Source organism: Streptomyces sp. ASQP_92, assembly GCF_025399895.1.
GTDB lineage: Bacteria > Actinomycetota > Actinomycetes > Streptomycetales > Streptomycetaceae > Streptomyces.
The window spans coordinates 326,232-349,084 of sequence record NZ_JAODUA010000002.1 but is presented as its reverse complement, the minus strand read 5'-3'; the positions used below and the strand labels follow the sequence as shown (position 1 = coordinate 349,084).

Sequence of the window (22,853 nt, the reverse complement as noted above, 5' to 3'; positions counted from 1 at the left end):
GCCCATCAGCCCTGGTGGAACGAACAGGCATGCCCTTGGGCCACAGAACCACCCGGAGCGATCGCAATGACCCACCCCCGCCACGGGGCCTACCAGTCTCGGGGCCACCGCCGGGCCATCCGCGCCAAGCGCTGGATACTCGGCCTGGTCGCCGTCACCGTGCTCGGCCTGATCGCGTGGCCCGTCCTGAACTACTTCGACGTCTTCTCCGACAAGGGTGACGCGATCAGCTTCGGGCAGGGCGGCGGGGGCGACAAGCCCGGGGGTGGTGACGGGGGCAGGTCGGCCAACTCCAAGGTGCTCATGCCGACCGGTCCCGAAGCCAAGTTCACGGTGGCCGGCACGGTTCCCGAGAACGGCACCAAGATCGCCGTGACGACCCTGGAGGGCAAGAAGTCCGGGTTCACGGGCAAGGTCTGGGTCTGGGTCCCGCCGGAGTACAAGGACCCGAAGTACGCCAAGAGCGGCTTCCCGGTGATGGTCGCGCTGCCGGGCGGCGCCGGCTACCCCTCCAACTACTGGATGGGCACGGACCTCAAGCTGGAGGCGAGCATCTCCCAGTGGTCCAAGGAGGGCAAGAGCCTCCCCTTCATCCTCGCGATGCCGGTCCTCAACCCCCATCCGGACACGGGCGGCCTGTACTGGGACGCCAGTGACATTCCCGGCCAGCCCAAAATGGGCACCTGGCTCACCGAGGACGTGCCCGACCTCATCAAGGCCAACTTCCGTACGGTCAAGTCCCGTGACGGCTGGGCCTTCATGGGCTCGTCGACCGGAGGGTTCGCCGGCCTCAAGAGCGTGTTGCAGAAGCCCGGCCAGTTCAAGGCCGTCATCGCGTCGGGCCCCGACATCGTCCCCGACTCCCGGCTGTGGGCGGGGCACGACAAGGAGAAGGCGGAGAACAACCCCAACCTCCTCGCCCAGAAGCTGATCGCCGCGAAGAGCCCCGACGTCTATCTGGCCTTCCAGGTCGGCACCGTGGGCTCCGACGCGCAAGCCAAGCCGAAGATCGAGGAGTTCATCGCCAAGTACACCAAGGGTCCGGTCAAGACGAAGCTCAGCGTCATCCAGGGCGGCGGCCACAACGCCAAGACGTACGTGCCGAACATGGCCAACGGCGGACTCATCCAGTGGATCAGCGCTCACATGCAGGGGCCCGAGCCCGCCTCCTGAACCGCCTCCGCCGCGCCGTGTCCTTCGGATGCAGGAATGCCGCCGAACACCGAGCGGGGCCCCCGGTGATCCGGGCCGCCGGGAACTACCGTTCACCGGGCAGGTCGGGCATCCACGCCGCGGGCGCGTGGGTGAGGTACGAACGAAGGAGCGGGCGTGGGGAATTCAGCGGTCGGCGCGGACGGAGGCCCCCGGGCCGGCGGCGAGGACTCCGGTGGGCCGCACCGCTCCCGGCCGGCCAAACACCGCTCCTTCTGGAAGGAGCTGCCGATCCTCGTCGTGGCCGCGCTGGTGCTCGCGCTGCTCATCAAGACGTTCCTGGTGCAGGCGTTCTCCATCCCGTCGGAGTCCATGCAGAACGCGCTCCAGCCCGGCGACCGCGTCCTCGTCGACAAGCTGACCCCGTGGTTCGGCTCGGAGCCCGAGCGCGGCGAGGTCGTCGTCTTCCACGATCCCGACAACTGGCTGTCCGGCGAGCCCACTTCGCACCCGAACATCGTCCAGAAGGCGCTGTCGTTCGTCGGCGTCATGCCCTCGGCGGACGAGCACGACCTGATCAAGCGGGTCATCGGGGTCGGCGGTGACACCGTGGAGTGCAAGGGCGCCGGCCCCCTCACCGTCAACGGCAAGCCGCTCACCGAGCCCTATGTCTTCCCCGGGAACACGCCCTGCTCCGACGACACCCGGGGCGGCCGGTTCAAGGTCACCGTCCCGGCCGGCACGCTGTGGATGATGGGCGACCACCGGCAGGACTCCGAGGACTCCCGCTACCACCAGGCCGACAAGAACCACGGATTCGTCCCCGTCGACCAGGCGGTCGGCCGCGCCTTCGTGGTCGCCTGGCCCCTGTCGCACTGGGCGACGCTGCCCGTCCCGGACACCTTCGACCGGCCCGGGATCAACACGGCGGCCGCCCTCGCACCCGATGCGCTCGCCCTGGTGGGCGCGGTGCCCGCGGTCCTGTGGCGGCGCGGGCGCGCGGCGGCCCGCGAGGTCTGACGCTCAGCGGCCCGGCGGCCGGGACGGCGGGGCCGACCCGGCCGGTGTCGTCCCGCGCCGCGGGCCTTCCCTGCCCGGATCGGCCGACGGCGTCGAGGGGTTGGGGACCGGCTCCCCGCCCGGCGTCCTGGAGCGGTCGACGGAGGGCGTACGGCTGGGGGCCGCCGGAGGCTCCGCCGGGACCGGCGTCGGCGTCGGCGTCGCCGGGACGAGGGTGGGCGGGCCATGCGTCGGCGGGGGCTCGACCGGGCCCGGCGAGCCGGCCGGCAGGGGGCGCCGCACGTCGGGCCCGGGGGCCAGGGTGAACCAGCCGGCCGCGATGGCCGCCGCCGTGGCCAGGGCGGCCAGCGGCAGGGCGAAACGGCGCCGGCGCAGCCGGGCCAGCGGGGCGCGGCGCAGCGGCCGGCCCGGCGGATCGGCGGGGCGCAGATCACCGGGCGCGATGCTGTCCGCACGGGCGGCCAGCGCGGCGCGCAGCCGCCTCTCGACCGGGCGCTCGGGGATTCCGGGCCCGTTCCCGTGGCCGCTCATGCCCGTGCCTCCAGGATCTTCTCCAGCGAGTCGAGGGCCCGGCTCGCGATGGACTTCACCGAGCCCCGGCTGATGCCGAGGGTCGTCGCGATCTCCGCCTCCGTGAGGTCGCTCCAGTACCGCAGGACGAGCACCTCGCGCCGACGCACCGTCAACTGCCCGAGCGCGGCGAGGACTTCGCGGTGTTCCTCGTCGAGGACGACGCGTTCCTCCGCCGAGGGCGCGTCCGGTTCGTGGGGCGGGGTGTAGCCGCGGGCGGTGCGGCGGCGGCGCAGCACGGACCGCGAGGCGTTGACGACGGCGGTGCGCAGATAGGCGAGCGCGTTGTCGATCTCCTCGACGCGCTCGCCGTGGCGCCGGTACAGGGCGGTGAAGGCGTCCTGGACGACGTCCTCGGCGGTGGCCCGGTCGTCGACCAGCATGACGGCGAGACGCACCATCGCGAGGCGGTGGGCGTGGTAGAGCTCGCTGAGGGTGGGCGGCCCCGCGTCGGGCCCGTGCACGCCGGTGAACGCGCTCGGGCCGCCGGGTACCGGCGGGCGCGCGCGCAGGGCTCGGGGTTCGGTCCGGCCACGGCGCAGCAGCCCGCGCCACCGGGGCGCGAGCGCGCGGGGGGTGAAGAGGGCCGGGTGCGGGGCGACGGTGTGCTCCATCAGTTCCTCGGATACGCGGGCGTGGCCCCGCCCCTCCTGGGAGAGGCGGGGCCGTTGCCCGGGTGCTTCAGTTCTGCTGCTGCCGCCGCCGGACGGCGTAGAGGGCGCCGGCGCCCGTCAGGATGAGCGCGCCGGCTCCGACCCCCATCGCGGTGTTGGTCGTGGACGAACCAGTATGGGCGAGCTCCTTCTGGTCGGAGGGCGCGGGGGCGGCGGCGGGCCCGGCCGGCGGGGCGCTCCCCTCGGGCCGCACGGCAGGGCCCTCGGCCGGCGGGGCGCTCGCCTCGGGCCGCGCGGTCGAGGGCGCGGGCGGCTGCGCGTTCTTGCCCGGCCGCTTGACCGGCGAGGAGGGGGCGCTGCTCGGCTCGGCCGCGACGGCAGCGGGCCTGGGCCCGGCGCTCGGTGCGTCGGCGTGCGCGGTGCCGGCGAGCGCGGGGATGGCGAGGGCCAGGAGCAGACCGGTCGCCGTCGCGAAACCGGCGCGACGGCGGGGGCCGCGCGAGACGGGCTGGGCGGGTCGGTGCTGGGGAACGGTCACGTTGTGCTTCTCCACGGTCGAGGGGAAGACGCGGTACCTGCGCCTTCACCCTTGACGACGCCCGGCGGGACCCGGGGTTGCCGCCGGTCCGGAAAAACTTCCGTTCCGGCGGTCGTCGCGTCCGGGAGGTTCAGCAGGCTCCCTCGTCCTGCCACACCCCCCACTGCCCCGTGGTCCCCGGCTCCTCGTTCTGCGTCCACCACTTGGCCTTCCACTGGTGGCCGCCGTGGGAGACCTCGTTGCCCTGGGTGTAGACCGCGCTCGAGCTCCAGGCCGCCGCCGCGCAGGTGCCGCCGGGCGCGGAGGGTGTCGGCGAGGACGGCGTCGGGGACGAGGGCGGGGGCGAGTTGGGCGGGGTCGCTCCGGCGAACCTCACCGAGTACTTGGCGAAGTCCCAGGCCGCCTGGGGAACGCTGCTGCACGTCCCGGACGTCCTGCCGTTGTTGTCCGGCGGGGTGCACTGGCGGTCGCGGTTGAGGGACCAGAAGGTGAAGCGCGCCATGCCGTGGCCGGTGGCGTAGTCGAGCACTGTCTGGAAGTCGCTCTGGGAGAAGTACTCTCCGGAGTCGCTGCGGCCGTTCATTCCGGAGAAGCCCTCGTGGGCGTAGGCGGTCGCGGCGGACCAGCCGAAGGTGGACTGGAGTACGGAGTTGAACGCGGTCAGCGCGGCGGTCTGGGCGGCGGCGCCGCTGAAGCCGCCGTCGAACGGCATGATCGAGAAGTTGTCCGGCACGAAGCCCTGGGTCTTGGCCTCGTTCAGCATCTGCTTGCCGAACCAGCCGGTGCCGTCGGCGGTTCCGGCGGTCGTGACCGACACATACAGGCCCGGGTTGTTCTGCTGGAGGATCTTGGCGGCGCCGATCTCGTGGGAGATGGCGGCGGTGTTCTCGTACTCCGGCTCCTCCAGGTCGAAGTCGATCGCCTTGAGCTGGTACTTGGTGATGACCTGCTGGTACGCGGCGGCGGTGGAGGCCGCGTCGGAGCAGTTCTGGCCCAGCTTGGTGCCGCCGTAGCCGCCCACGGAGACCGAGACGTCGCCGCCCCTGGCGCGGATGGCGGAGATGGTCGCGGCGACCGCGGTGTCCGAGGAGACGGGCGCCGTGCCGCCCCAACTCGGGCTGCACCCGCCCCCGTTGGGGGCGAGGACGAAGGCGAGCTGGAAGGCCTTGAGGCCGGTGGCGTCCATGATGGCGGTGGCGCTGGGCGGGTCGTTGTCCAGGGGCATCAGATAGGGCGCGGCGGCGTACCAGCGGCTGCCGAGCCCCGCCGCGTCCGCGGGGGCGCCGGAGGCCTGGCCTGCGACGAGGGCGGTGAGCCCGGCCGCGGCCAGCGCGGCACTGGCGACGCCGCAGAGGAGAGCACGAAGTGGCTTCATGTCGAGGTCTCCTGGGGGTGGGAGGAGCTCCCAGAATTGGCCGGTGGCCGGAACACGTCAACGACTTGGACTAGACCATTGCCTTCCCTTGAACAAAGGAATCCGGCCCCCGCGCACAGAACCGGCCACAACGGGCGACCGGCACCGCGCGGCCGCCCGACACGCGCGCTGTAGGCCGGACGGCACAAGCCGACCTGCGTGATGTCCGTTCTGTTCCTACGGTGGCTGAATGGTCATCAGATCCGGATTCCGTTCCATGGCAGCACTGACCGCCACCGCCGCCATCGGTCTGTGCTGCCTCGCTCCGGCGCCCGACAGCTCCGCCTCCGCGACCCAGGCGGGCCCCCCGGCGGGCGAGCAGGTCAGTCTGCGGCCGGGCGCGCCGTCCCTTCCGGGTGACGTCTCCGCCCTGTCGTACGTGGTCGCGGACGCCCGCACCGGCAAGGTGCTCGCCGCCCGCAACGCCCATCGCAAGCTCCCTCCGGCGAGCACCCTCAAGACGCTGTTCGCGGTCACCGCGCTTCCCCACCTGCGCGCCGAGGACCGCCACACGGTCTCCGAACAGGATCTGGCGGGCATCGGCCCGGGCAGCAGTCTGGTGGGCGTCGAGCCCGGGCACACCTATCAGGTGTCCGACCTGTGGCGCGGGGTCTTCCTCAGCTCGGGCAACGACGCCGTGCACGTACTGGCCTCCTTGAACGGCGGCTGGGAGGCGACCGCGGCCCAGATGCAGGCCAAGGCCCGCCGGCTCGGCGCCCTGGACACCGAGGTCGTCTCGCCCGACGGCTACGACACCCCTGGCCAGGTCTCCTCGGCGTTCGACCTCGCGGTGTTCGGCCGGGCGGGCCTTGCCCGCCCCGACTTCGCCGAGTACTGCTCGACCGCGTGGGCGCAGTTCCCCGGCGGGGGCGGCTCGTACGGCATCGTGAACACCAACCGGCTGCTGTCGGGGGCCAACGGGATCGCCCGCTACCCGGGGATCGTCGGCATCAAGAACGGCTACACGAGCAACGCGGGCAACACGTTGATCGCGGCCGCCAAACAGGGCGAGCGCACCCTCCTGGTGACCGTCATGAATCCGCAGGCCGGCGGCGGATACGCGGTCTACGAGGAGGCCCGCGCTCTGCTCGACTGGGGGTTCAAGGCCTGGGACAACGTCGACGCGGTGGGCTCCCTTGAACCGGTACGGGCCACCAAGTCGCCCACCCGCCAGGCGCAGATCCAGGCGCGTGTCGCGGCGGTCGAGCCCGAGGCCCGGGCGGACGAGGCCGAGCCCCGCTGGACCCTGGCGAGTTCGGTGGCCGGGGGCCTCGCCGTGGCCGGGACACTCTTCCTGCTGGTACGCCGCCGCACGATCCGCGGCCGCAGGGAGCGACAGCGCCCCACGGAGTGAGCCCCGGCGCGTCCCGGCCGGCGCGGCGCCGGGGCACTGATGCGGCGGCAGGTCACCGCGACGCCGGGGGCTTGCCGGTGATGACCCTCGCGGCGAGCGCCGGAGCCGCCGCGGTGGGGGCCGTCCCGGCGGGCGCCTGAGCCCCCGCGGTGGTGGCCGTCGCGGCGAGCACCGGAGCCCTCGCGGTGGTCGCCGCGGCGAGCGAGGTGCGGAGCCGGGCGAGCAGGGCTCGGGCCGCCGGCCCCGAGGGGCCCTGGGTGCGCCAGGCCAGGGCGATCCGCCCGCGCGGTTCCGGCTCGGTGATCCGCAGGATGCGCAGGCCCGGCGGGGCATCGGCGCCGGGCACGGGGAGCACGGCCACACCGAGGCCGCGTGCGGCGAGCCGGGCCAGGAGCTGGGGCGAGGCGGCCTCGAAGGCGATGCGCGGGCGGATTCCGGCGTCCGCGCAGGCCCGGTCGAGGACCGCGCGGATGCCGGTGCCGCGCGGCAGGCCGATGAGCGGGCGGCCCTCCAGTTCGGCGAGCGTGACCTCGGTGCGGCCGGGGGTGAGCAGGGGGTCGCCCTCGGCGAGCGCCGCCACCAGGGGCTCGTCGACGACGACGTCGAGCGCGAGGCCCGACGGGAGCGCGCCCTGTGCGAGTCCGAGCAGGGCGATGTCGAGCCGGCCGCCGAGCAGTGCCGCCCGCATCCGGTCCGAGGTGTCCTCGGTGAGCGTGATCTCGACCTCGGGGTGGGCGTCGTGGAAGTCGGCGAGCGCCAGGGCGAGGTCGAAGTCCTGGGTGACGGCTCCGGAGACCACGCCGATCGTGACGTGTCCACGCAGCAGTCCGCTGAACTCGTCCACGGTGTCGCGCACCGCCTCGACGGCGGCGAGCGCGGCCCGCGCGTGCGGCAGTACCGCCTCGCCCGCCTCGGTGGGGGTGACCGAGCCGCCGGTGCGGTCGAGCAGACGCTGGCCGAGCTCCCGCTCCAACTGACGGATCTGCGCGCTGACGCCGGGCTGGGCCACATGCAGGCGGGCCGCGGCCCGGGTGAAGTTGGCCTCCTCCACCACGGTGAGGAAGTACCGCAGCTGTCGAAGCTCCATGCCCGGATCCTAACCGCGCGAAGATCGAATCCCGGGCCCCGCTCCGGGGGAGCCGCCGGGTTCGCGCGAACTGACCAGTCCTCAATTCGGCCTAAGATCTCCAGAATTCGCCTAACGATTGCCTTGAATTCGACCTTTAAACCACCATCATGCCTTTCTTTTGGCCGACCTTGGCGGCCTCGGCGACCTGCGCATCCGTACGCCGTCCTGCACCGACACGGCTTCGGTGCGTGACTACATGTGACCGAATGCGTCCGGTTCGGTGCGCGGAGAGGTTCGGAGCGGTAGAGACTCCTGTTCGTTCTCCGGAATCCAAACCCCAGGAGTGTTCGAAATGCGGAAGATCGCAGCAGTCAGTGCCGTCACCGTCGCCCTGTTGGCGAACGGTCTCGTCGGCACCGGGCTCGGCAGTGCGACCGCGGCCCCGGCCGGCGCGATGAAGCCGATGAGCCTGTACCCGCCGTCGGCGCTGGTGATCAGCGTCGAGCCCGGGACCGGCGACCAGGGCGCCCCCGTCCAGCGCGCGGTCACCCTCACCTGCACCCCCACCCCCTCCGGCTCCCACCCGGCACCCGCCGCCGCGTGCGCCGAACTCCGCGGCGTACAGGGCAACTTCAGCGCACTCGTCGCGAGCGGCGCCCCCCGTCTGTGTACGAAGATCTGGCAGCCGGTCACCGTCCGGGCGGACGGTGTGTGGAACGGCAAGCGGGTGAGCTACGTACAGACCTACGCCAACTCCTGCATGAAGGCAGCCGGTTCGGAGGCCGTGTTCAACTTCTAGGCGGCTCCCGCCCAGGACGGCCCCAACTCGCCGTCCGGCGCGCCGGGTTCGCCCCACGGGCGAGCCCACCGGCCTCGCGCGCGGCCGAATCGGCCGCAGGGGGTGACAGGAGGAATCCACCTCGTGTTACGTGACATGTCTTCGTCGCTTCACTGGACGATGACAGCGTCCTGACGGAGTGTCACCCCCCTAGGAGGACCCGTGTCGGATCCCCGGCCCCGACGATTCACCCCCCGGCCGCGCACAGCCCTGTTCGGCGCGCTCGCCGCCTGCCTCGCCCTCGCCTCGGCGGGCGCGGGCGGCAGCGCGTCCGCGGCGGGGCCCGAGACCCTGCCGCTGTCCGGCGCCACCGTCTCCGGACTGCACAACACCTACGACCCGGCCGCCTTCCCCTATCTGGCCCGGGCCCTCGACTCCGGCACCTCGATGATCGAGCTCGACGTGTGGGACGACTTCATCACCAAGGAGTGGAAGGTCAGCCACTCCAACCCGCTGGGCAACAGCAACAATTGTGTCAACGCCACCACCCCCGCCCAGCTCTACACCGGGGGTGCGAACAAGAACCTGGAGAGCTGCCTGGACGACATACGGGTCTGGCTCTCCGCCCACCCCGGCCATCCGCCGCTCGTCGTCAAGCTGGAGATGAAGGCCGGGTTCCAGGCCACGTACGGCATGGGACCCGACAAGCTCGACCAGGCGATCGCCGACCATCTGGGCCCGGCGGTCTTCCGCCCGGCCGATCTGCTGGCCAAGCCGGGCGGCGGTCAGTACGCCACGCTCGATGAGGCGACGAACGCGGGCAACTGGCCGAGCCGTGAGGCGCTGGCGGGCAAGGTGATGCTCGAAGTGATCCCGGGCACGGTCGAGGAGGGCAACCCCACCGACACGCTCTGGACCGACGTCGAGTACGCCCGCCATCTGCGCGATCTCGCCGCGGCGGGCCGCACGGCACGGGCCCAGGTCTTCCCCGCGGTGCACAACGCCCAGGCGGGCGACCCCCGTTCACGGTACGGAGATGCCTCGATCCGCCCCTGGTTCGTCGTGTTCGACGGCGACGCGGCGACGTATCTGAACGGCACGATCGACACCGCCTGGTACGACACCCACCACTATTACCTGGTCATGACCGACGCCCAGAACGTGGCGCCGGCCCTCGATGACAAGAACCCGTCACCGGCGGACGCACGGGCCCGGGTGGCCCGGCTCGCCGCCGCCCACGCCAGCGTGGCCTCGAACGACTGGACCGCCCTCCCCGAGATCCAGTCGCTCGCGCTGCCGCGCGGCGCGGGCTGACGGCTGGGCCGGCCGGGGTGGCCCCCGGCCGGCCCGCCCGGTGGGCGCGTCCGTCCCGGGACACCGCGTCGCGGACGGCCGTGCGGGTTCCGGCAGCCGTCAGTGTTCCAGGGGGCCGAACCACCGGGCGAGGGCCGCCTCGAACGCCGGACGATCCGGAGTGCGGCCGTCCGCCCACACGACCACGCCATCGGGCCGGACCAGCACGGCGCCCAGCCCCAGGTCGTCGCGGGCCGCTCCGGCCACGTACCGCAGTCGGCTCTCCCGGCCCTTCGCCGCGGGCCGCAGGGACTGCTCGGTGCCGAAATCGAGTACGACGCCGTGGCCGTCGGCCATCAGATCGCTCAGGCGGGTGCCGTCCTCCAGCTGGAAGTCCGGCGCGTCGCGGCCGACCAGGGGATGCTCGTCGCCCAGGTCGTAGCGGATCCACGATCCCGACATCCGCTCGAAGACATACGTCGTGCCGTCGCGGGTCCCGATCAGATCGCGCACCACTCCTTGCACCGCCTGGGCATACGGGCCCGGACGCATCACCGCCACCTGGGCGCGCGACCAGTCGAGCACCGCCGCGCCGACCGGATGCCGCTCGCGGGTGTACGTGTCGAGGAGGCCGTCCGGCGCGTGCCCGTGCACGGTCGCCGCGAGCTTCCAGCCCAGGTTCATGGCGTCGCCGAGACCGAGGTTGAGGCCCTGGCCGCCGAGCGGCGAGTGGATGTGGGCGGCGTCCCCCGCGAGCAGGACACGCCCCTGCCGGTACGTCGTCGCCTGCATGGCCCGGTCGGTGAAGCTGGTCGCGAGCTGGACCTCGCTCAGCGTCGCATCGGTGCCCGCGACGCGGCGCAGCACCGACTGGAGGTGGTCGAGGGCCGGCTGCCGCGAACGGTCGAAGGCGCCGCCGTCGAAGTCCATCAGGGCGAGGTATCCGGGCATGATCCTGAGGTACATGCCCTGGGGCGTCGGATTGAATCCGACGCCCAGCTTCTCCGGGTCGGCGATGGTGACCTGCGCCAAGTAGCCGGTGAACTCAGGCTCGGTGCCCTCGAACGCGAAGCCGGCGAGCTTGCGCACGGCGCTGCGTCCGCCGTCGCAGCCGACGAGCCAGCGTGCCGGGTACGGATGTCCGTCCGCGTGGGCGACCACCCCCTCCTCGTTCTGGGTGACGTCCGTGACGGCGGCCCCGTACCGCACGTCCACCCCGAGCTCGGCCGCCCGCTCGGCCAGCACCGTCTCGACCGCTTCGAGGTGGGTCCGCAGACTCCGCGGCGCCGCGCTGGGCAGCCAGTAGGGCAGGGCGTCGACGTCGACCCGGGCCGGGTCGAGCACCATCCCCGCGAAGTGACCCGCCCCGCGCAGGGGTGAGGGCGCCGGAGCGCCGGAATCCGTGCCCGGCTCGTCGGAGACCCCCGAGGCGGAAAGGAGTTGGCGCAGCAGCCCGCGCCGGTGGAACGCCGCGGTCGACGCCCCGAACAGGCCCCGCACCCCCAACGGCGCCGCCTTCAGCGGGGATTGAGGGCCGGGCTCGCGCTCCAGCACCAGGACCGAACAGCCCGCGAGACCGAGTTCGCAAGCGAGGAACAGACCGACCGGGCCGGCCCCGACAATCACTACGTCATGCACGAGAGATCCCCTCCAACCCCGGCCGGATGGGCACCCGGCCGGACCTCTCCCACGGTGCGGGGACCCACCGACACCGCGCCGACAGCGCCCGACAGACCGCCGACACCCAGGCCCGGGACCACCTCCATCTCCCCTGGTGGTGCCCTGTGTTCGGATGTGCTCGGGAACGTTCGCACCCGGCGGGACCGACAGGCGTTTCCGGTCACCTTTCGCACGTGAGGCCGGACACATGGGACACGTCAGCGCAACAAAATCTTCACGCCAGTGGCACATTGCAACGAGAATCTTCACGCCTGGCCGTCTGGCACGGCCCTGCCGACAAGATCGCCGTCGTTGAACACTGCACTTCGAATCTGGACATGTCCACATAGCGGCCAACCAATCGCCCGCCCCTTCTTGCGCGACGACCCCTACCGGTAGGCATGGGGGCGCACCGCTTCACCGGACAGCACGGCCGTGATCAGGTCGGTCGACTGTTTCCCGGTGCTCGCGTGTGCGCCAACCGACCGCGCCACCCTGGGAATTGCGATGCCTCGACCGTCCGAACCATCCCGACCCACCCGCCGCCACGCCATCGGCGTCACCGCCGGCACCCTCGCCGCACTCGCCCTCGCGAGCAGCGCCCAAGCCGCCCCCACGAGCGTCCGCCCCGCACCGGGTGCCGCGCACGACATGTCCGAGGCCTTCGACGAGGTCTTCCAGGGGCGCCGCATACAGGGCCTGCCCGGCGCCGGGCACATGCACCACGGCGGTGGCTACTCCGTGCGCATAGACGGCCAGGATCTGCATGTGATGCAAAACGCCGACGGCACCTGGATCAGCGTCGTGAACCATTACGAGACGTTCGCCACGCCCCGCGCGGTCGCGCGTGCCGCCGTGGTCGAGCTCCAGGGCGCCGCCCTGGTCCCGCTCGCCTGATCCGGACGCCCTGATCCGTACGCCCGGTCCGGACGCCGACGACGTCCCGCCCGCATTCAGCCCAACCAGGAGCACAGCCATGGCCGTTCGCAAGAACCAGGCGGACCTCACCGCACCCGAGAAGCGCCGTCTCATCGACGCACTGCTCCAGCTCAAACGCGACGGAAGGTACGACACGTTCGTCCGTACCCACAACGCCTTCATCATGAGCGACACCGACACCGGCGACCGGGTCGGCCACCGCTCGCCGTCCTTCCTGCCCTGGCACCGCAGATTCCTCATCGAGTTCGAGCAGGCCCTGCAAACGGTCGACGCGTCGGTCAGCGTGCCGTACTGGGACTGGACGGTCGACCGCACCCCCGCCGCCACGCTGTGGGCGGCCGACTTCCTCGGCGGCACCGGACGCAGCCGCGACGGCCAGGTGATGGACGGGCCGTTCGCGTACGAGGCGGGCAACTGGCCGGTCAACGTCCGTGTGGACGGCCGCACTTACCTGCGCCGCGCGCTCGGCACCTCCGTCGCCCAGTTGCCGACCCGCGCCGAGGTCGACGGTGTCCTCGCGATGGCGACGTACGACATGGCGCCGTGGAACAGTGCCTCCGACGGCTTCCGCAACCATCTGGAGGGCTGGCGCGGGGTCAACCTGCACAACCGCGTCCATGTCTGGGTCGGCGGCCAGATGGCGACCGGCGCCTCGCCCAACGACCCGGTGTTCTGGATGCATCACGCGTTCGTCGACAAGCTCTGGGCGCAGTGGCAGGCCAGGCACCCGCGCTCGCCGTATCTCCCGGCGGCGGGGACGCGGGACGTGGTCGACCTGCACGACACGATGCGGCCGTGGAACAACGTGACCCCGGCGGACATGCTCGACCACACCCGCTACTACACCTACGACACGGCGGCCTAGCCGCCGGTGCGGGCCGCCGTCGCTCAGCTCGGGCGGCGGCCCCAGGCGGAGATCATCGGCGAGGTCGCCAGATCGAGGCGGCCCGCGGCGACGCTCGCCAGATGACGCTCGATCTCCTCGTCGTCCGCCAGTCCCCGTTCGACGAGTTGGTCCCTGACCTGGCGCACGGTCGCGGCCTCAAGGACCGCGCCGGCGGGCGAGGTGACCGGGAAGTACGCATCGGCTTCCACCCCCTCCAGGCCCAACTCCCGCAGCAGGCGCGGGAGTTTGCGGCCGTAGGACAGATCGGCGCCGCGTTCGGCGAGGAGTTCCCTGAAGCCCCGGCGCAGCCGGTTGGCGCGTTCCTGTTCGGGGCCGTACTCGTCGGGGCAGAGCAGCGGCTGGAGCGCGGGATCGGCGTCCTCGACGAACAGGACGCCGCCGGGGCGCAGCGCCGCGAACATCGTGCGCAGGGCGCGGTCCCGGTCGCCGACGTGGACCAGGACCAGACGCGCGTGGACGAAGTCGAAGGTGCCCGACGGCGCCTCGTCCCGGCCGACGTCGTGCCGCCGCACCTCGACACAGCCCGGCAGCGCGACCCCGCCGAACCATCCGGTGTCGAGATCGGTGGCGAGGACCCGCCCTTCGGGCCCCACCCGCCGGGCCAGTCCGAGCGGTACGGACGGGCCTCCGGCGCCCACCTCCCACACCTGCTGCCCGGAGCCCAGGCCCAGGGCGTCGAAGCGGCGGAACGTCGAGCCGTCGAAGAGCGCGGAGAGTGCCTCGAAGCGCTCGCCCGCCTCGGCCCGCCGGTTGTCCAGGAGGTATCCGTTGTCCTCGGTCATGATCCTCATGATGGCAGTGGCCGCCCGGACGGGCCCGGCGGCGTGTGGCGAGCGGCACATGTGGACCCGTGTGAGAACGAACCGGCGCCCCATGACATCTTTCCCCGGGGCCCCCGCGCGCTCCACGGAACGCCATTCGCATCGGGCAGGGAAACAGGAGCTGAACACACGTGCCGGCCATCAGTCAGAGGATGCATCTGATCCTGCTCTCCGTCTGGACCGCGCTCTGGTTCGCGGTGGTGGAGCCCAACGGCGGCTTTTCCTGGCACTATCTGCGGGCCGGCGGCGAGCTCATCTACCAGGGGCCCTCCGGCGACGGCACCGGAGGGCTCAACCTCTACGCCCACCACCCCGAGCTCCAGATGGGCCCGGTCAGCTTCCTGACGGCGGGACTGTTCAACCCGTTCCCCGACCGGACCGGCCAGTTCCTCGCGGCGCTCCTGATGTCGGTGCTGGGCCTGGTGATCGTGGTGCTCGCCGGGCGCAGCGCCGCCTGGTACTTCCTGGGCACCGGCACCAACCACCAGCGGCTGCGGCAGCGGGTCCTGATCGCGGGGCTCGCCTTCATCCCCATGTGGATCGAGGTGTCGGTGCGCTTCGGCCACCTCGACGACGTCCTCGCCCTGTTCTTCACCGCGCTCGCGGTGCGCTCGGTGACCCGGAACAGCGCGGTGGGCACCGGGGTGTGGCTGGCGCTCGCGATGGATTCGAAACCGACGGCGGTGACGTTCGCCGCGCTGCTCTTCGCCCTGCCACGCAACCAGTGGCTGCGGGCGGCCCTGTGGTGCGCCGCGGTGCTCGCCGTCGCCTGGGCACCGTTCTTCCTCAGCAACCCGCACTCGATGTCGGCCGCCGGTTTCGCGATACCCAACCAGCCCGCGTCCGCGCTGCGCTGGCTGGGGGTGGCCGACGCGGAGACACCGGGCTGGGACCGGCCCGCCCAGGCGGCGCTCGGCCTGCTCCTCGGGGCGGTCGCGGTGTGGCGGGGGCGCTGGGCGGCGGTGGTGCTGCTCGGTGCGAACGCGCGGATCGTCCTGGACCCCAGCGTCTACACGTACTACACGGCGTCCGTGCTGCTCGGCACCCTGCTCTGGGATGTGATCGGGCAGCGCAGGCTGGTCCCGTGGTGGAGCTGGCTGGCCCTCCTGACGTTGTACGGGAGCGTGTTCGTGGTGCCGGACGACGCGGCGCGGGGCCTCATCCGGCTGGCCTTCGTACTCGTCTCCACGGCGTACGTCCTGCTGTGGCCGCAGCGGGACAGGACCCGCGACCGCAGACGAAGGCAGCGCGCTCCGTCCGTCGCCGGATGACGAATGACGAATGACGGATGACGGATGACGCAAGGCAGATGAGGCACGCCTGATGACAGGTCAGCCGTTCCCGCCGGGCAGTTGACATCCGGCGTCCTCGGGGGCCAGAGGGGCCAGGGGCCCCACCGACGAACCGTCAGATGGTGGGCGGCTCACATGAGACGCTGGCCGGGACCGCATCGCCAGACCTGCGAAGAGGGTCCCTCATGACTCGTCAGACGCGTTCGGCCCAGGAGATCATCGCGGCGACGTCCGCGGAACTCGCCCCTTCGGCGGACGACAACCGCCTCGTGCCGCTCGTCGAGGCCGGCACGGCGCCGCGGTCCGCGCTCGCCGGACTCGCCCTGGAACAGCGCCACATCCTCGCCGCCGACCGCCGCGCCTTCACGCACCTGGCCGAACGCTCGGGCAGGGGCACGGCGTGCGCGGAGTTCTTCACCCTGCTCGCCGAGGGCGAGACGCTGGCGCTCGCTCGGCTCGGGGCGTACGAGAGCGCCTGTGGGCTCACCCCCGAGACCGTCGGGCAGTACCGGCCGAAGGCGGGCTGTCAGGCCTACCCGGCGTATGTGGCGTGGCTGGCGCTGAACGGGGAGCCGCCGAGCGTGGCGCTCGCGCTGACCACCAACTTCGCCGCGTGGGGCGGTTATTGCTCCCGGCTGGCCGCGGCGCTGCGCGCCCGGTACGGCTTCGACGACGAGGCGTGCGGCTTCTTCGACTTCTTCGCGACGCCGTCCCCGGAGCCGGCGCGCTGGGCGGTGGCGGCGGTCGCCACCGGCTCGGACGACGAACACGGCGAGGGCGTGGGCGCCGGTGCGCACTACGGCCGCCTGCTCCAGAGGTACGAGTCGATGTTCTGGAACACGCTCGCGGCCTGACGGGCTTGCGGGCGGGGGTGGTGGGTGGCGTGGCAGGGCCGCGCGTAGTCACCCCTGGGCCACCGTCGAGGTGGCATTCGTGCCACCCCCGATCGGGGTGGTGGCGGGATCGAGAGGGGGGTGTGGACGGTGGACGATCGGTGCGACCGATGCAGCACCGGGAGAACGATCCCAACGGGGAGACAGATCAATGCAGTTGCTCAGGAAACCGGCCCGATGGGCCGTGGCCGTCGCGTGCGGGCTGCTGGCCGCCGCGGCCCTGCCGGGCACGGCGGCGAGCGCCGCCGCGCCGTCCGTGCCCGACCGCTACCGCCTTCAGCACCTCGACTGGCAGCCGTGCGTGTCCGACACCCTGGAGTGCGCCACGATGGCCGTGCCCCGGGACTGGTACCACCCGGGCGCCGGGCCCAGCCTCAGCATCCAGGTGTCGCGGCACCGGGCGACCGACCCGGCCAAGAAGCGGGGCGTGCTCATGATGGCGGCGGGCGGGCCCGGTTCGTCCGGGTACAAGCGCCCGGCGAACCTGGCCCGCCAGAGCCCCGGCATCGCGGCCGCCTACGACGTCGTCGGCTTCGACCAGCGGGGCGTCGGGGCGAGCACCAACGTGGTCTGCTCGGACCAGGCCACGGTGGACGCGTTCTTCACCAGCGGCGATCTGCGGGACCGCTCGGAGCCGGCGATCCGTGCCACGTTCGACCGGGCCCGTGACTTCGTGGCGCAGTGCGAGCGCCGTTCGGGCGGGATGCTGCCGTACATCACCTCCGACCAGGCGGTGCACGACATGGATCTGTACCGCTCGCTGCTCGGCGTGGACAAGATCTCCTACTACGGGCCGTCCTACGCCACCGTCCTCGGGGCGTACTACGCGACCGAGTTCCCGCGCCGGGTGGAGCGGGTCGTGCTGGACAGCACGGTGGACCTCACACGCGGCTGGGAGTCGTACATGGTGCACCAGCCGCTGAGCTTCCAGCGCCGGTTCGAGCACGACTTCCTGCCGTGGCTGGCGAAGAACGACGCGACCTATCACCAGGGCCGCACCCCCGCCGAGGCCAAGGCGTCCTACGAGCGGTTGCGGGCCGCGCTGCGCGACCATCCGCTCGACCTCGAAGGCACCCGCATCACACCCAACCATCTGGACGCAGCCGCGACGGGTTCGGTGTACAGCGCCCGCCAGGGTTTCCCGCGCTTCGCCGCGATGATGGGTCTGCTGGAGAACCCCGAGGGCGCGTCCGAGGAGGCGAAGAGGGACGCCGTCGACGATTTGCAGCCGATCATGAGTGCCCCTTACTTCGCCGACTTTTTCGCGGTCACCTGCGGCGACACGCCGTGGAAGCGCGACAGCCGCTACTGGATCGACAAGAGTGCCGAGGCGACCCGCGTCAACCCCCTTGCGGGAGCACGGGAGTTGACGTTCGCGGCGATCTGCGCGAACTGGCCGGGCACGCACGCGCCGCGGATCGAGGTGACCGGCAAGGGGCTTCCGCCGGTGCTGATGCTCAACTCGACGCTGGATCCGGCGACTTATTACGAGGGCGCGCTGCGCGTCCACCGGAACTTCGCGGGCTCGCGTCTGATCACCGTGGACGACGGTGACCACGGCCAGTTCCAGACGGGCAACGCGTGTGCGGACGCCCATGTCGAGAAGTACCTCCTGGACGGGGCTCTGCCGGACCGGGACAGCACCTGCCCGGGCGTGCCGCTGCCCGAGCCGGCCGCACGCGGCTGACGCGGGGCGGAAAACCCCGGCGGAGGCGGACCGGCAGGGGTGCACAAGCGTTTACCCTGGGGGTGAACACATGTGCACCCCTGCCCGCGTCGCACTCGTACGGAGAGCCATGTCCCCAGCGATACCCCTGGCCGCCGACCCGCCGCGCCCCCGTTTCTTCGTCGGGGTCCTCGCGTTCTGCGGTGTCGTCGTGGCCGTCATGCAGACGCTGGTGGTGCCGTTGCTTCCCCATGTCCCGGCGCTGACCGGCAGCACTCCGGCCGCGGCGAGCTGGCTGGTCACGGTCACGCTGCTGACCGGGGCGGTCTTCACGCCGGTGCTCGGCCGGGCCGGGGACATGTACGGCAAGCGGCGGCTCCTGGTCGGCTCGCTCGGGGTGCTGACGGCCGGGTCGGTGATGTGCGCGGTGAGCTCCCACATCGGCGTGCTGATCGCCGGCCGCGCCCTTCAGGGCGCCGCGCTCGCGGTGATCCCCCTCGGCATCAGCATCATGCGGGACGAACTGCCGCCCGCGAAGGTCCTGTCGTCGGTGGCCCTGATGAGTTCGACCCTGGGCATCGGCGCGGCGGTCGGTCTGCCCGTCGCGGCCCTGGTCGTGGAGCACTTCGACTGGCACACCATGTTCTGGGCGTCGGCGGCTCTGGGGGTCCTCGACATCGCCTTGGTGCTGTGGTGCGTGCCCGAGTCGCCGCTGCGCTCGCGCGGGCGGTTCGACGCGGTGGGCGCCCTCGGTCTGTCGGCGGCGCTGGTCTCGGTGCTGCTCGCCATCACTCAGGGCGCCGACTGGGGCTGGACCTCGCCGCGCACCCTCGGCCTGCTCGGCGCGGCCGTGGTGATCTGGCCGCTGTGGGGCGCCTACGAACTGCGCACCCGCTCCCCCCTCGTGGACCTGCGCGTCTCGGCGCGGCCCGCGGTGCTGCTCACCAATGTGGCGGCCCTCCTGATCGGGTTCGCCTTCTACGCGAACTCGCTGGTCACCGCGCAGATGGTGCAGGAGCCCAGGGCCACCGGGTACGGGCTCGGCGCCTCCATCGTGGTCAGCGGGCTGTGTCTGCTGCCGGGCGGGCTCGCGATGGTGGCGCTCTCCCCCGTGTCGGCCAAGATCTCCGCGAAGTACGGCCCGAAGACGGCGCTCGCGCTCGCCGCGGCCATCATGGTGGTGGGATACGGGGTGCGTTTCTTCACCAGCCACAGCCTTCCCCTGATCATCGCGGGGGCCACGGTGGTGGCCTGCGGCACCGCGATCGCGTATTCGGCGCTGCCCGCCCTGGTGATGCGCGCGGTGCCGGTGAGCGAGACGGGCGCGGCCAACGGGCTCAACACGCTGATGCGCTCGGTCGGCCAGGCCTGTTGCAGCGCGGTGGTCGCCGCGGTGCTCGCCAACATCACCTTCCGGGCCGGCGGCCACACCGCCCCGACCCTGCACGCCTACCTTCTGGTGTTCCTGATCGCGGGGGGCGCGGCCCTTGCCGCACTCGCCGCGACCCTGTGTCTGCCGGGCGGTACGGCGTCCGGCACCGGTAGCGTCGGGTGGGACGGCGCGGGGAGCGCGACGGGGCGTACGACGGCCGAGGAGAGCGCATGACGGAGCGGCGGGCCGCTGCTGCCGACACCGGGACGGGCCGGGACGCGATCGTGCGGGCGGCGCGGCGGGCGTTCACGCTGCGCCCCTACGCGGAGGTGACGATGCGCTCGATCGCCGCCGACGCGGGGGTGAGCGCCTCGCTCATCGTCAAGCGGTTCGGCAGCAAGGAGCGCCTGTTCCACATGGTCGCGGACTTCGGGCCCGCCGCCGACGCTCTGTTCGCGGCGCCCCTGGAGGATCTGGGGCGGCACCTGGTCCTGACGTTGGTGCGGATGCGGCGCGAGGACCAGGGGGATCCGCTGCTGCGGGCGGTCTTCTCACTGGGCAACATGGACGAACGGACGCTGCTGCGGGAGCGGTTCCGCGAGCAGGTCACGTCCCGACTGGCCGGTCAACTGCGGGGTGGGGACAGCGAGTTGAGGGCCGAGTTGATCGCCGGTCTGCTGCTGGGGCTGGGTGCGACGCTCAGTCTGCACCGGCCGGGCGCCGGGGAGCGCGCCACGCCCGAGCGGCTGGCGGATCTCTACGCGCCGGCTGTGCAGCGTCTGATCACCGGCTCCGAGGACTGACCGGAACCGGACGTTTCGCCGGGCGTATCGCCGGTCGCCTCACCGGTCGTGCACGGTGACGGCCCCTACGGGGCAGGCGCGGGCGGCTTCGCGGACGAGGGGATCGCCCGCTCCGTCCTCCCGGCCGGGCAGCAGTTCACTGAACCCGTCGTCGTCCTGGGTGAAGACGGCGGGCGCGGTCAGCGCGCACTGTCCCGCGCCGATGCAGACGTCCTTGTCGATGCTGATCCGCATGAGCGGCTCCTTTCCTTGGGTTGTCCGCCCGCTACCAGGCGACGGGGAGTTCGACCATTCCCTGGATGGTGTCGCCCGGCTTGAACGGGATCTCCGCGGCGGGCACCGCGAGGCGCAGCCCGGGCAGCCGGTCGAAGAGGGAGCGCAGCGCGATCTCCATCTCCGCCCGCGCCAGGTTCTGGCCGAGGCACTGGTGGATGCCGAAGCCGAACGCGACGTGGTGGCGGCTGGTGCGGTGCCAGTCGATCCGGTCGGGTTCCTCGTAGCTGGCGTTGTCCCGGTTGATGACCGAGGTCGAGAAGACCACGCCGTCGCCGGCGCGGATGGTCTGCCCGCCGATCTCGATGTCCTCCAGGGCGACCCGTAGCATCCCGTCGGCGATCGAGAGATAGCGGAGCAGCTCCTCGACGGCGGCGGGCATCAGGGACGCGTCGGAGCGCAGTTCGGCCAACTGCTCGGGGTGCTGGAGCAGGGTGAAGGTGCCCAGCGAGATCATGTTGGCCGTCGTCTCGTGGCCGGCGACCAGCAGGATCGTCGCGAAGTCCACCAACTCCCTCTGGTCCAGGGCGCCTTGGTTCAGGCGCTGCTCGATGAGTTCGTCGAGCAGGCCGTCGCCCCGCTCCTTCTTCTTGCGTTCGATGAGCCGGACGAAGTAGCCCTCCAGCTCGTCGCGGGCCGCTTCGATGTCGGTGGACTCCGGCCCGCGCAGCAGCCTGCGGGACTGGCCCTCGAAGAACTCGTGGTCCTCGTAGGGGACGCCGAGGAGGGCGCAGATCACCATCGACGGCACCGGCAGCGCGAAGGCTTCGACCAGGTCGACGGGCGGGCCCTGCGCGATCATGTCGTCCAGGAGCCGGTCCACGGTCTCCTGGATACGGGGCCGCAAGGACGCGGTGCGCTTGAGCGTGAAGCTGGGGATCAGCATCCGGCGCTGGGTGGCGTGGACGGGGTCGTCGACGCCGAGCAGCGCGGTCCTGCGCCGGGCGACCCCGGCGAACCGGGCCGTCGGGGACGGGAACGCCTCGTTCTGGCGGTCGGAGGAGAGCCGGGGGTCGGCCAGCAGGGCGCGCGCCTCGGCGAGCCCGGTGACCATCCACACGGTCCGGCCGTCGTAGAGGCTGACGCGGGCCAGCGGACGCTCGTCGCGCAGTGGCTGATAGGCGGTGGGTGGCTGGTAGGGGCAGCTGCGGTCCTGCGGGAAGACGACGCTGCCGCTGTCGGTGACGGTGTGGTCCGTGGTGACGCCGGTGGTGTTGCCTGTCATGGAGACCTCGCTAGCGAAGGGTTCCGTCTCGCCGATCTCCACTACATGCCTCAGGCACCTATGCCGTCTACGCGTTCTTCGGCCGATTCCGTCGTTCGGGCGAGGGGGGCGGGCCCGGTGCGGGGGCCGCCGGGCGGCGGGGCTAGCGTGTGGGCGGCCCGTCGTACGTCACGGGCCGGTGAGGAGAGCGAGTCGATGTCCACCCCGACGCCCGGCGGCCCCGCGGACGGCCTGCCCGAGCTGACGACGCAACGCCTGCTGTCGGTGTGGCAGCCGGACGCGGCGGCGCTGCTGCTGATCGTCGTCCTGGGCGGCCTGTACGCGTGGGGCGTGTTCCGTCTTCGGCGCCGCGGCGAGCCCTGGCCGGTGGCGCGCGTCGTGGCCTTCGCGGTGCTGGGCCTGGGCAGCCTGGCGGTCGCCACGATGTCGGCGCTGGCGGTGTACGACACCGAGCTGTTCTGGCCGGCCGCGGTGCAGAACGTCCTGCTCGACCTGATCGCACCGCTCGGCCTCGCCCTCGGCGACCCGCTGCGGCTCGGGGTGCTCGCCCTGCCCGAGCGCGGTGCGGGCAGGCTGAGGGGCGCGATGAGCGGACGCCTGGTGCGCTTCCTCACCTTCCCGCTGGTCAGCACCGGCCTGGTGCTGACGACCGAGCTGTGTGTGTACTTCACGCCGTACTTCGAGACGGCGCTGCGGTACGGCCCGCTGCACGAGCTGATGTACCTCCATCTGCTGCTCGCGGGAAGCCTGTTCGTGCTGCCGATGCTCACCCGCGAACAGACGCTGCCCGCCTGGTGCGGCCATCCGGTGCGGGCCGCGCTGGTCTTCCTGGACGGCCTGATCGACGCGGTGCCGGGCATCGTCGTCATGACCCACGGCACCCTGATCGCGGGCGCCTGGTATCTGCACCACGCTCCCGCGTGGGCCCCGGACGTCTACCGCGACCAGCAGCTCGGCGGCGGCGCGATGGTCACCATCGCGGAGCTGGTGTCGCTGCCGTTCCTGCTGGCGATCCTCGTCCAGTGGTCCCGGGCCGACCGCGCCCAGCGCGCCGTGCTCGACCGCCGTCTGGACCGGGAACTGGCTCCGGCCGCCCCTGTGGAGGGGCGGCCGGAGACCGCGGAACTCACGCGGCCGTGGTGGGAGACCGACGGCGGGACGGTCGGACAGCGGATGCGCCGGACGCCGCCGGGGAGCTGAC

The 22,853-nt window shown here is 72.2% G+C and carries 22 protein-coding genes; 13 read left to right on the top strand and 9 right to left on the bottom strand.

The window, feature by feature from the left end; all coding sequences use genetic code 11:
* Nucleotides 1-66 precede the first annotated feature (66 nt).
* A complete protein-coding gene (locus N4G70_RS07640) occupies nucleotides 67-1,173 on the top strand; it encodes an esterase family protein (protein ID WP_261711705.1) in 1,107 nt (368 codons plus the stop codon).
* Nucleotides 1,174-1,329: 156 nt separating this feature from the next.
* On the top strand, nucleotides 1,330-2,172 hold the full coding sequence (gene lepB, locus N4G70_RS07635) for a signal peptidase I (protein ID WP_261711704.1): 843 nt from the start codon (nucleotides 1,330-1,332) through the stop codon (nucleotides 2,170-2,172).
* Nucleotides 2,173-2,175: 3 nt separating this feature from the next.
* On the opposite strand, the gene N4G70_RS07630 is transcribed toward lepB, so the two are convergent.
* The 4 genes from N4G70_RS07630 to N4G70_RS07615 form a co-directional block, all read right to left on the bottom strand.
* Nucleotides 2,176-2,703, bottom strand: a complete 528-nt coding sequence (locus N4G70_RS07630; protein ID WP_261711703.1) for a hypothetical protein — start codon at nucleotides 2,701-2,703, stop codon at nucleotides 2,176-2,178.
* The gene (locus tag N4G70_RS07625; protein ID WP_261711702.1) at nucleotides 2,700-3,356 is read right to left on the bottom strand and encodes an RNA polymerase sigma factor; all 657 of its coding nucleotides are present in this window, start codon (nucleotides 3,354-3,356) and stop codon (nucleotides 2,700-2,702) included. The genes N4G70_RS07630 and N4G70_RS07625 overlap by 4 nt, the downstream gene beginning before the upstream one ends.
* 67 nt (nucleotides 3,357-3,423) lie before the next feature.
* Nucleotides 3,424-3,894 (bottom strand): LPXTG cell wall anchor domain-containing protein, encoded by a 471-nt coding sequence (locus N4G70_RS07620; protein ID WP_261711701.1) that lies wholly within the window; start codon nucleotides 3,892-3,894, stop codon nucleotides 3,424-3,426.
* 130 nt (nucleotides 3,895-4,024) lie between these two features.
* Complete coding sequence (locus tag N4G70_RS07615; RefSeq protein ID WP_261711700.1) at nucleotides 4,025-5,269, bottom strand: carbohydrate-binding protein; 1,245 nt, start codon at nucleotides 5,267-5,269, stop codon at nucleotides 4,025-4,027.
* Nucleotides 5,270-5,525: 256 nt separating this feature from the next.
* On the opposite strand from N4G70_RS07615, the gene N4G70_RS07610 reads away from it, so the two are divergent.
* Nucleotides 5,526-6,662: a D-alanyl-D-alanine carboxypeptidase family protein gene (locus N4G70_RS07610; RefSeq protein ID WP_261711699.1), complete on the top strand. Its 1,137-nt coding sequence runs from the start codon at nucleotides 5,526-5,528 to the stop codon at nucleotides 6,660-6,662.
* A gap of 52 nt (nucleotides 6,663-6,714) precedes the next feature.
* On the opposite strand, the gene N4G70_RS07605 is transcribed toward N4G70_RS07610, so the two are convergent.
* A complete protein-coding gene (locus N4G70_RS07605) occupies nucleotides 6,715-7,749 on the bottom strand; it encodes a LysR family transcriptional regulator (RefSeq protein ID WP_261711698.1) in 1,035 nt (344 codons plus the stop codon).
* Between the two features lie 334 nt (nucleotides 7,750-8,083).
* Between N4G70_RS07605 and N4G70_RS07600 the strand changes: the two genes are divergently transcribed.
* The gene (locus tag N4G70_RS07600; RefSeq protein WP_261711697.1) at nucleotides 8,084-8,530 is read left to right on the top strand and encodes a subtilase-type protease inhibitor; all 447 of its coding nucleotides are present in this window, start codon (nucleotides 8,084-8,086) and stop codon (nucleotides 8,528-8,530) included.
* Between the two features lie 201 nt (nucleotides 8,531-8,731).
* Nucleotides 8,732-9,823: a phosphatidylinositol-specific phospholipase C domain-containing protein gene (locus N4G70_RS07595; protein ID WP_261711696.1), complete on the top strand. Its 1,092-nt coding sequence runs from the start codon at nucleotides 8,732-8,734 to the stop codon at nucleotides 9,821-9,823.
* A 99-nt stretch (nucleotides 9,824-9,922) separates the two neighbouring features.
* Here the strand turns inward: N4G70_RS07595 and N4G70_RS07590 are convergent, their stop codons facing one another.
* Nucleotides 9,923-11,440, bottom strand: a complete 1,518-nt coding sequence (locus tag N4G70_RS07590) for an FAD-dependent monooxygenase (RefSeq protein WP_261711695.1) — start codon at nucleotides 11,438-11,440, stop codon at nucleotides 9,923-9,925.
* 528 nt (nucleotides 11,441-11,968) lie between these two features.
* Here N4G70_RS07590 and N4G70_RS07585 point away from each other — a divergent pair.
* Entirely contained in the window at nucleotides 11,969-12,358 is a 390-nt protein-coding gene (locus N4G70_RS07585; protein ID WP_261711694.1) for an apotyrosinase chaperone MelC1, read from the top strand.
* A 79-nt stretch (nucleotides 12,359-12,437) separates the two neighbouring features.
* Complete coding sequence (locus N4G70_RS07580) at nucleotides 12,438-13,265, top strand: tyrosinase MelC2 (protein WP_261711692.1); 828 nt, start codon at nucleotides 12,438-12,440, stop codon at nucleotides 13,263-13,265.
* 23 nt (nucleotides 13,266-13,288) lie between these two features.
* Here N4G70_RS07580 and N4G70_RS07575 read toward each other — a convergent pair whose 3' ends face one another.
* Nucleotides 13,289-14,089, bottom strand: coding sequence for a methyltransferase domain-containing protein (locus N4G70_RS07575; protein ID WP_261711691.1), 801 nt, complete (start codon nucleotides 14,087-14,089; stop codon nucleotides 13,289-13,291).
* A gap of 191 nt (nucleotides 14,090-14,280) precedes the next feature.
* Between N4G70_RS07575 and N4G70_RS07570 the strand changes: the two genes are divergently transcribed.
* From N4G70_RS07570 to N4G70_RS07550, 5 genes are all read left to right on the top strand, one after another.
* Nucleotides 14,281-15,399: a hypothetical protein gene (locus N4G70_RS07570; protein WP_261712069.1), complete on the top strand. Its 1,119-nt coding sequence runs from the start codon at nucleotides 14,281-14,283 to the stop codon at nucleotides 15,397-15,399.
* Nucleotides 15,400-15,605: 206 nt separating this feature from the next.
* Nucleotides 15,606-16,274 (top strand): transcriptional regulator, encoded by a 669-nt coding sequence (locus tag N4G70_RS07565; protein ID WP_261711690.1) that lies wholly within the window; start codon nucleotides 15,606-15,608, stop codon nucleotides 16,272-16,274.
* A 190-nt stretch (nucleotides 16,275-16,464) separates the two neighbouring features.
* Nucleotides 16,465-18,000: an alpha/beta hydrolase gene (locus N4G70_RS07560; RefSeq protein WP_261711689.1), complete on the top strand. Its 1,536-nt coding sequence runs from the start codon at nucleotides 16,465-16,467 to the stop codon at nucleotides 17,998-18,000.
* A gap of 109 nt (nucleotides 18,001-18,109) precedes the next feature.
* The gene (locus N4G70_RS07555; protein WP_261711688.1) at nucleotides 18,110-19,585 is read left to right on the top strand and encodes an MFS transporter; all 1,476 of its coding nucleotides are present in this window, start codon (nucleotides 18,110-18,112) and stop codon (nucleotides 19,583-19,585) included.
* Nucleotides 19,582-20,154, top strand: a complete 573-nt coding sequence (locus N4G70_RS07550) for a TetR/AcrR family transcriptional regulator (RefSeq protein WP_261711687.1) — start codon at nucleotides 19,582-19,584, stop codon at nucleotides 20,152-20,154. Before N4G70_RS07555 ends, N4G70_RS07550 begins: the two co-directional genes overlap by 4 nt.
* A gap of 39 nt (nucleotides 20,155-20,193) precedes the next feature.
* On the opposite strand, the gene N4G70_RS07545 is transcribed toward N4G70_RS07550, so the two are convergent.
* Both N4G70_RS07545 and N4G70_RS07540 read right to left on the bottom strand, forming a co-directional pair.
* On the bottom strand, nucleotides 20,194-20,388 hold the full coding sequence (locus tag N4G70_RS07545; RefSeq protein ID WP_261711686.1) for a ferredoxin: 195 nt from the start codon (nucleotides 20,386-20,388) through the stop codon (nucleotides 20,194-20,196).
* 31 nt (nucleotides 20,389-20,419) lie between these two features.
* Nucleotides 20,420-21,652 (bottom strand): cytochrome P450, encoded by a 1,233-nt coding sequence (locus N4G70_RS07540; RefSeq protein ID WP_261711685.1) that lies wholly within the window; start codon nucleotides 21,650-21,652, stop codon nucleotides 20,420-20,422.
* Nucleotides 21,653-21,847: 195 nt separating this feature from the next.
* Here N4G70_RS07540 and N4G70_RS07535 point away from each other — a divergent pair, with 195 nt between their 5' ends.
* On the top strand, nucleotides 21,848-22,852 hold the full coding sequence (locus N4G70_RS07535; protein WP_261711684.1) for a cytochrome c oxidase assembly protein: 1,005 nt from the start codon (nucleotides 21,848-21,850) through the stop codon (nucleotides 22,850-22,852).
* The last annotated feature ends 1 nt before the right edge of the window (nucleotide 22,853 follow it).

Coding starts and splice junctions, on each gene's coding strand:
- N4G70_RS07640 (WP_261711705.1), top strand. CDS start 67: ATGACCCACCCCCGCCACGGGGCCTACCAGTCTCGGGGCCACCGCCGG.
- N4G70_RS07630 (WP_261711703.1), bottom strand. CDS start 2,703: ATGAGCGGCCACGGGAACGGGCCCGGAATCCCCGAGCGCCCGGTCGAG.
- N4G70_RS07625 (WP_261711702.1), bottom strand. CDS start 3,356: ATGGAGCACACCGTCGCCCCGCACCCGGCCCTCTTCACCCCCCGCGCG.
- N4G70_RS07615 (WP_261711700.1), bottom strand. CDS start 5,269: ATGAAGCCACTTCGTGCTCTCCTCTGCGGCGTCGCCAGTGCCGCGCTG.
- N4G70_RS07610 (WP_261711699.1), top strand. CDS start 5,526: ATGGCAGCACTGACCGCCACCGCCGCCATCGGTCTGTGCTGCCTCGCT.
- N4G70_RS07605 (WP_261711698.1), bottom strand. CDS start 7,749: ATGGAGCTTCGACAGCTGCGGTACTTCCTCACCGTGGTGGAGGAGGCC.
- N4G70_RS07600 (WP_261711697.1), top strand. CDS start 8,084: ATGCGGAAGATCGCAGCAGTCAGTGCCGTCACCGTCGCCCTGTTGGCG.
- N4G70_RS07585 (WP_261711694.1), top strand. CDS start 11,969: ATGCCTCGACCGTCCGAACCATCCCGACCCACCCGCCGCCACGCCATC.
- N4G70_RS07580 (WP_261711692.1), top strand. CDS start 12,438: ATGGCCGTTCGCAAGAACCAGGCGGACCTCACCGCACCCGAGAAGCGC.
- N4G70_RS07575 (WP_261711691.1), bottom strand. CDS start 14,089: ATGACCGAGGACAACGGATACCTCCTGGACAACCGGCGGGCCGAGGCG.
- N4G70_RS07570 (WP_261712069.1), top strand. CDS start 14,281: ATGCATCTGATCCTGCTCTCCGTCTGGACCGCGCTCTGGTTCGCGGTG.
- N4G70_RS07565 (WP_261711690.1), top strand. CDS start 15,606: ATGACTCGTCAGACGCGTTCGGCCCAGGAGATCATCGCGGCGACGTCC.
- N4G70_RS07560 (WP_261711689.1), top strand. CDS start 16,465: ATGCAGTTGCTCAGGAAACCGGCCCGATGGGCCGTGGCCGTCGCGTGC.
- N4G70_RS07555 (WP_261711688.1), top strand. CDS start 18,110: ATGTCCCCAGCGATACCCCTGGCCGCCGACCCGCCGCGCCCCCGTTTC.
- N4G70_RS07550 (WP_261711687.1), top strand. CDS start 19,582: ATGACGGAGCGGCGGGCCGCTGCTGCCGACACCGGGACGGGCCGGGAC.
- N4G70_RS07545 (WP_261711686.1), bottom strand. CDS start 20,388: ATGCGGATCAGCATCGACAAGGACGTCTGCATCGGCGCGGGACAGTGC.
- N4G70_RS07540 (WP_261711685.1), bottom strand. CDS start 21,652: ATGACAGGCAACACCACCGGCGTCACCACGGACCACACCGTCACCGAC.
- N4G70_RS07535 (WP_261711684.1), top strand. CDS start 21,848: ATGTCCACCCCGACGCCCGGCGGCCCCGCGGACGGCCTGCCCGAGCTG.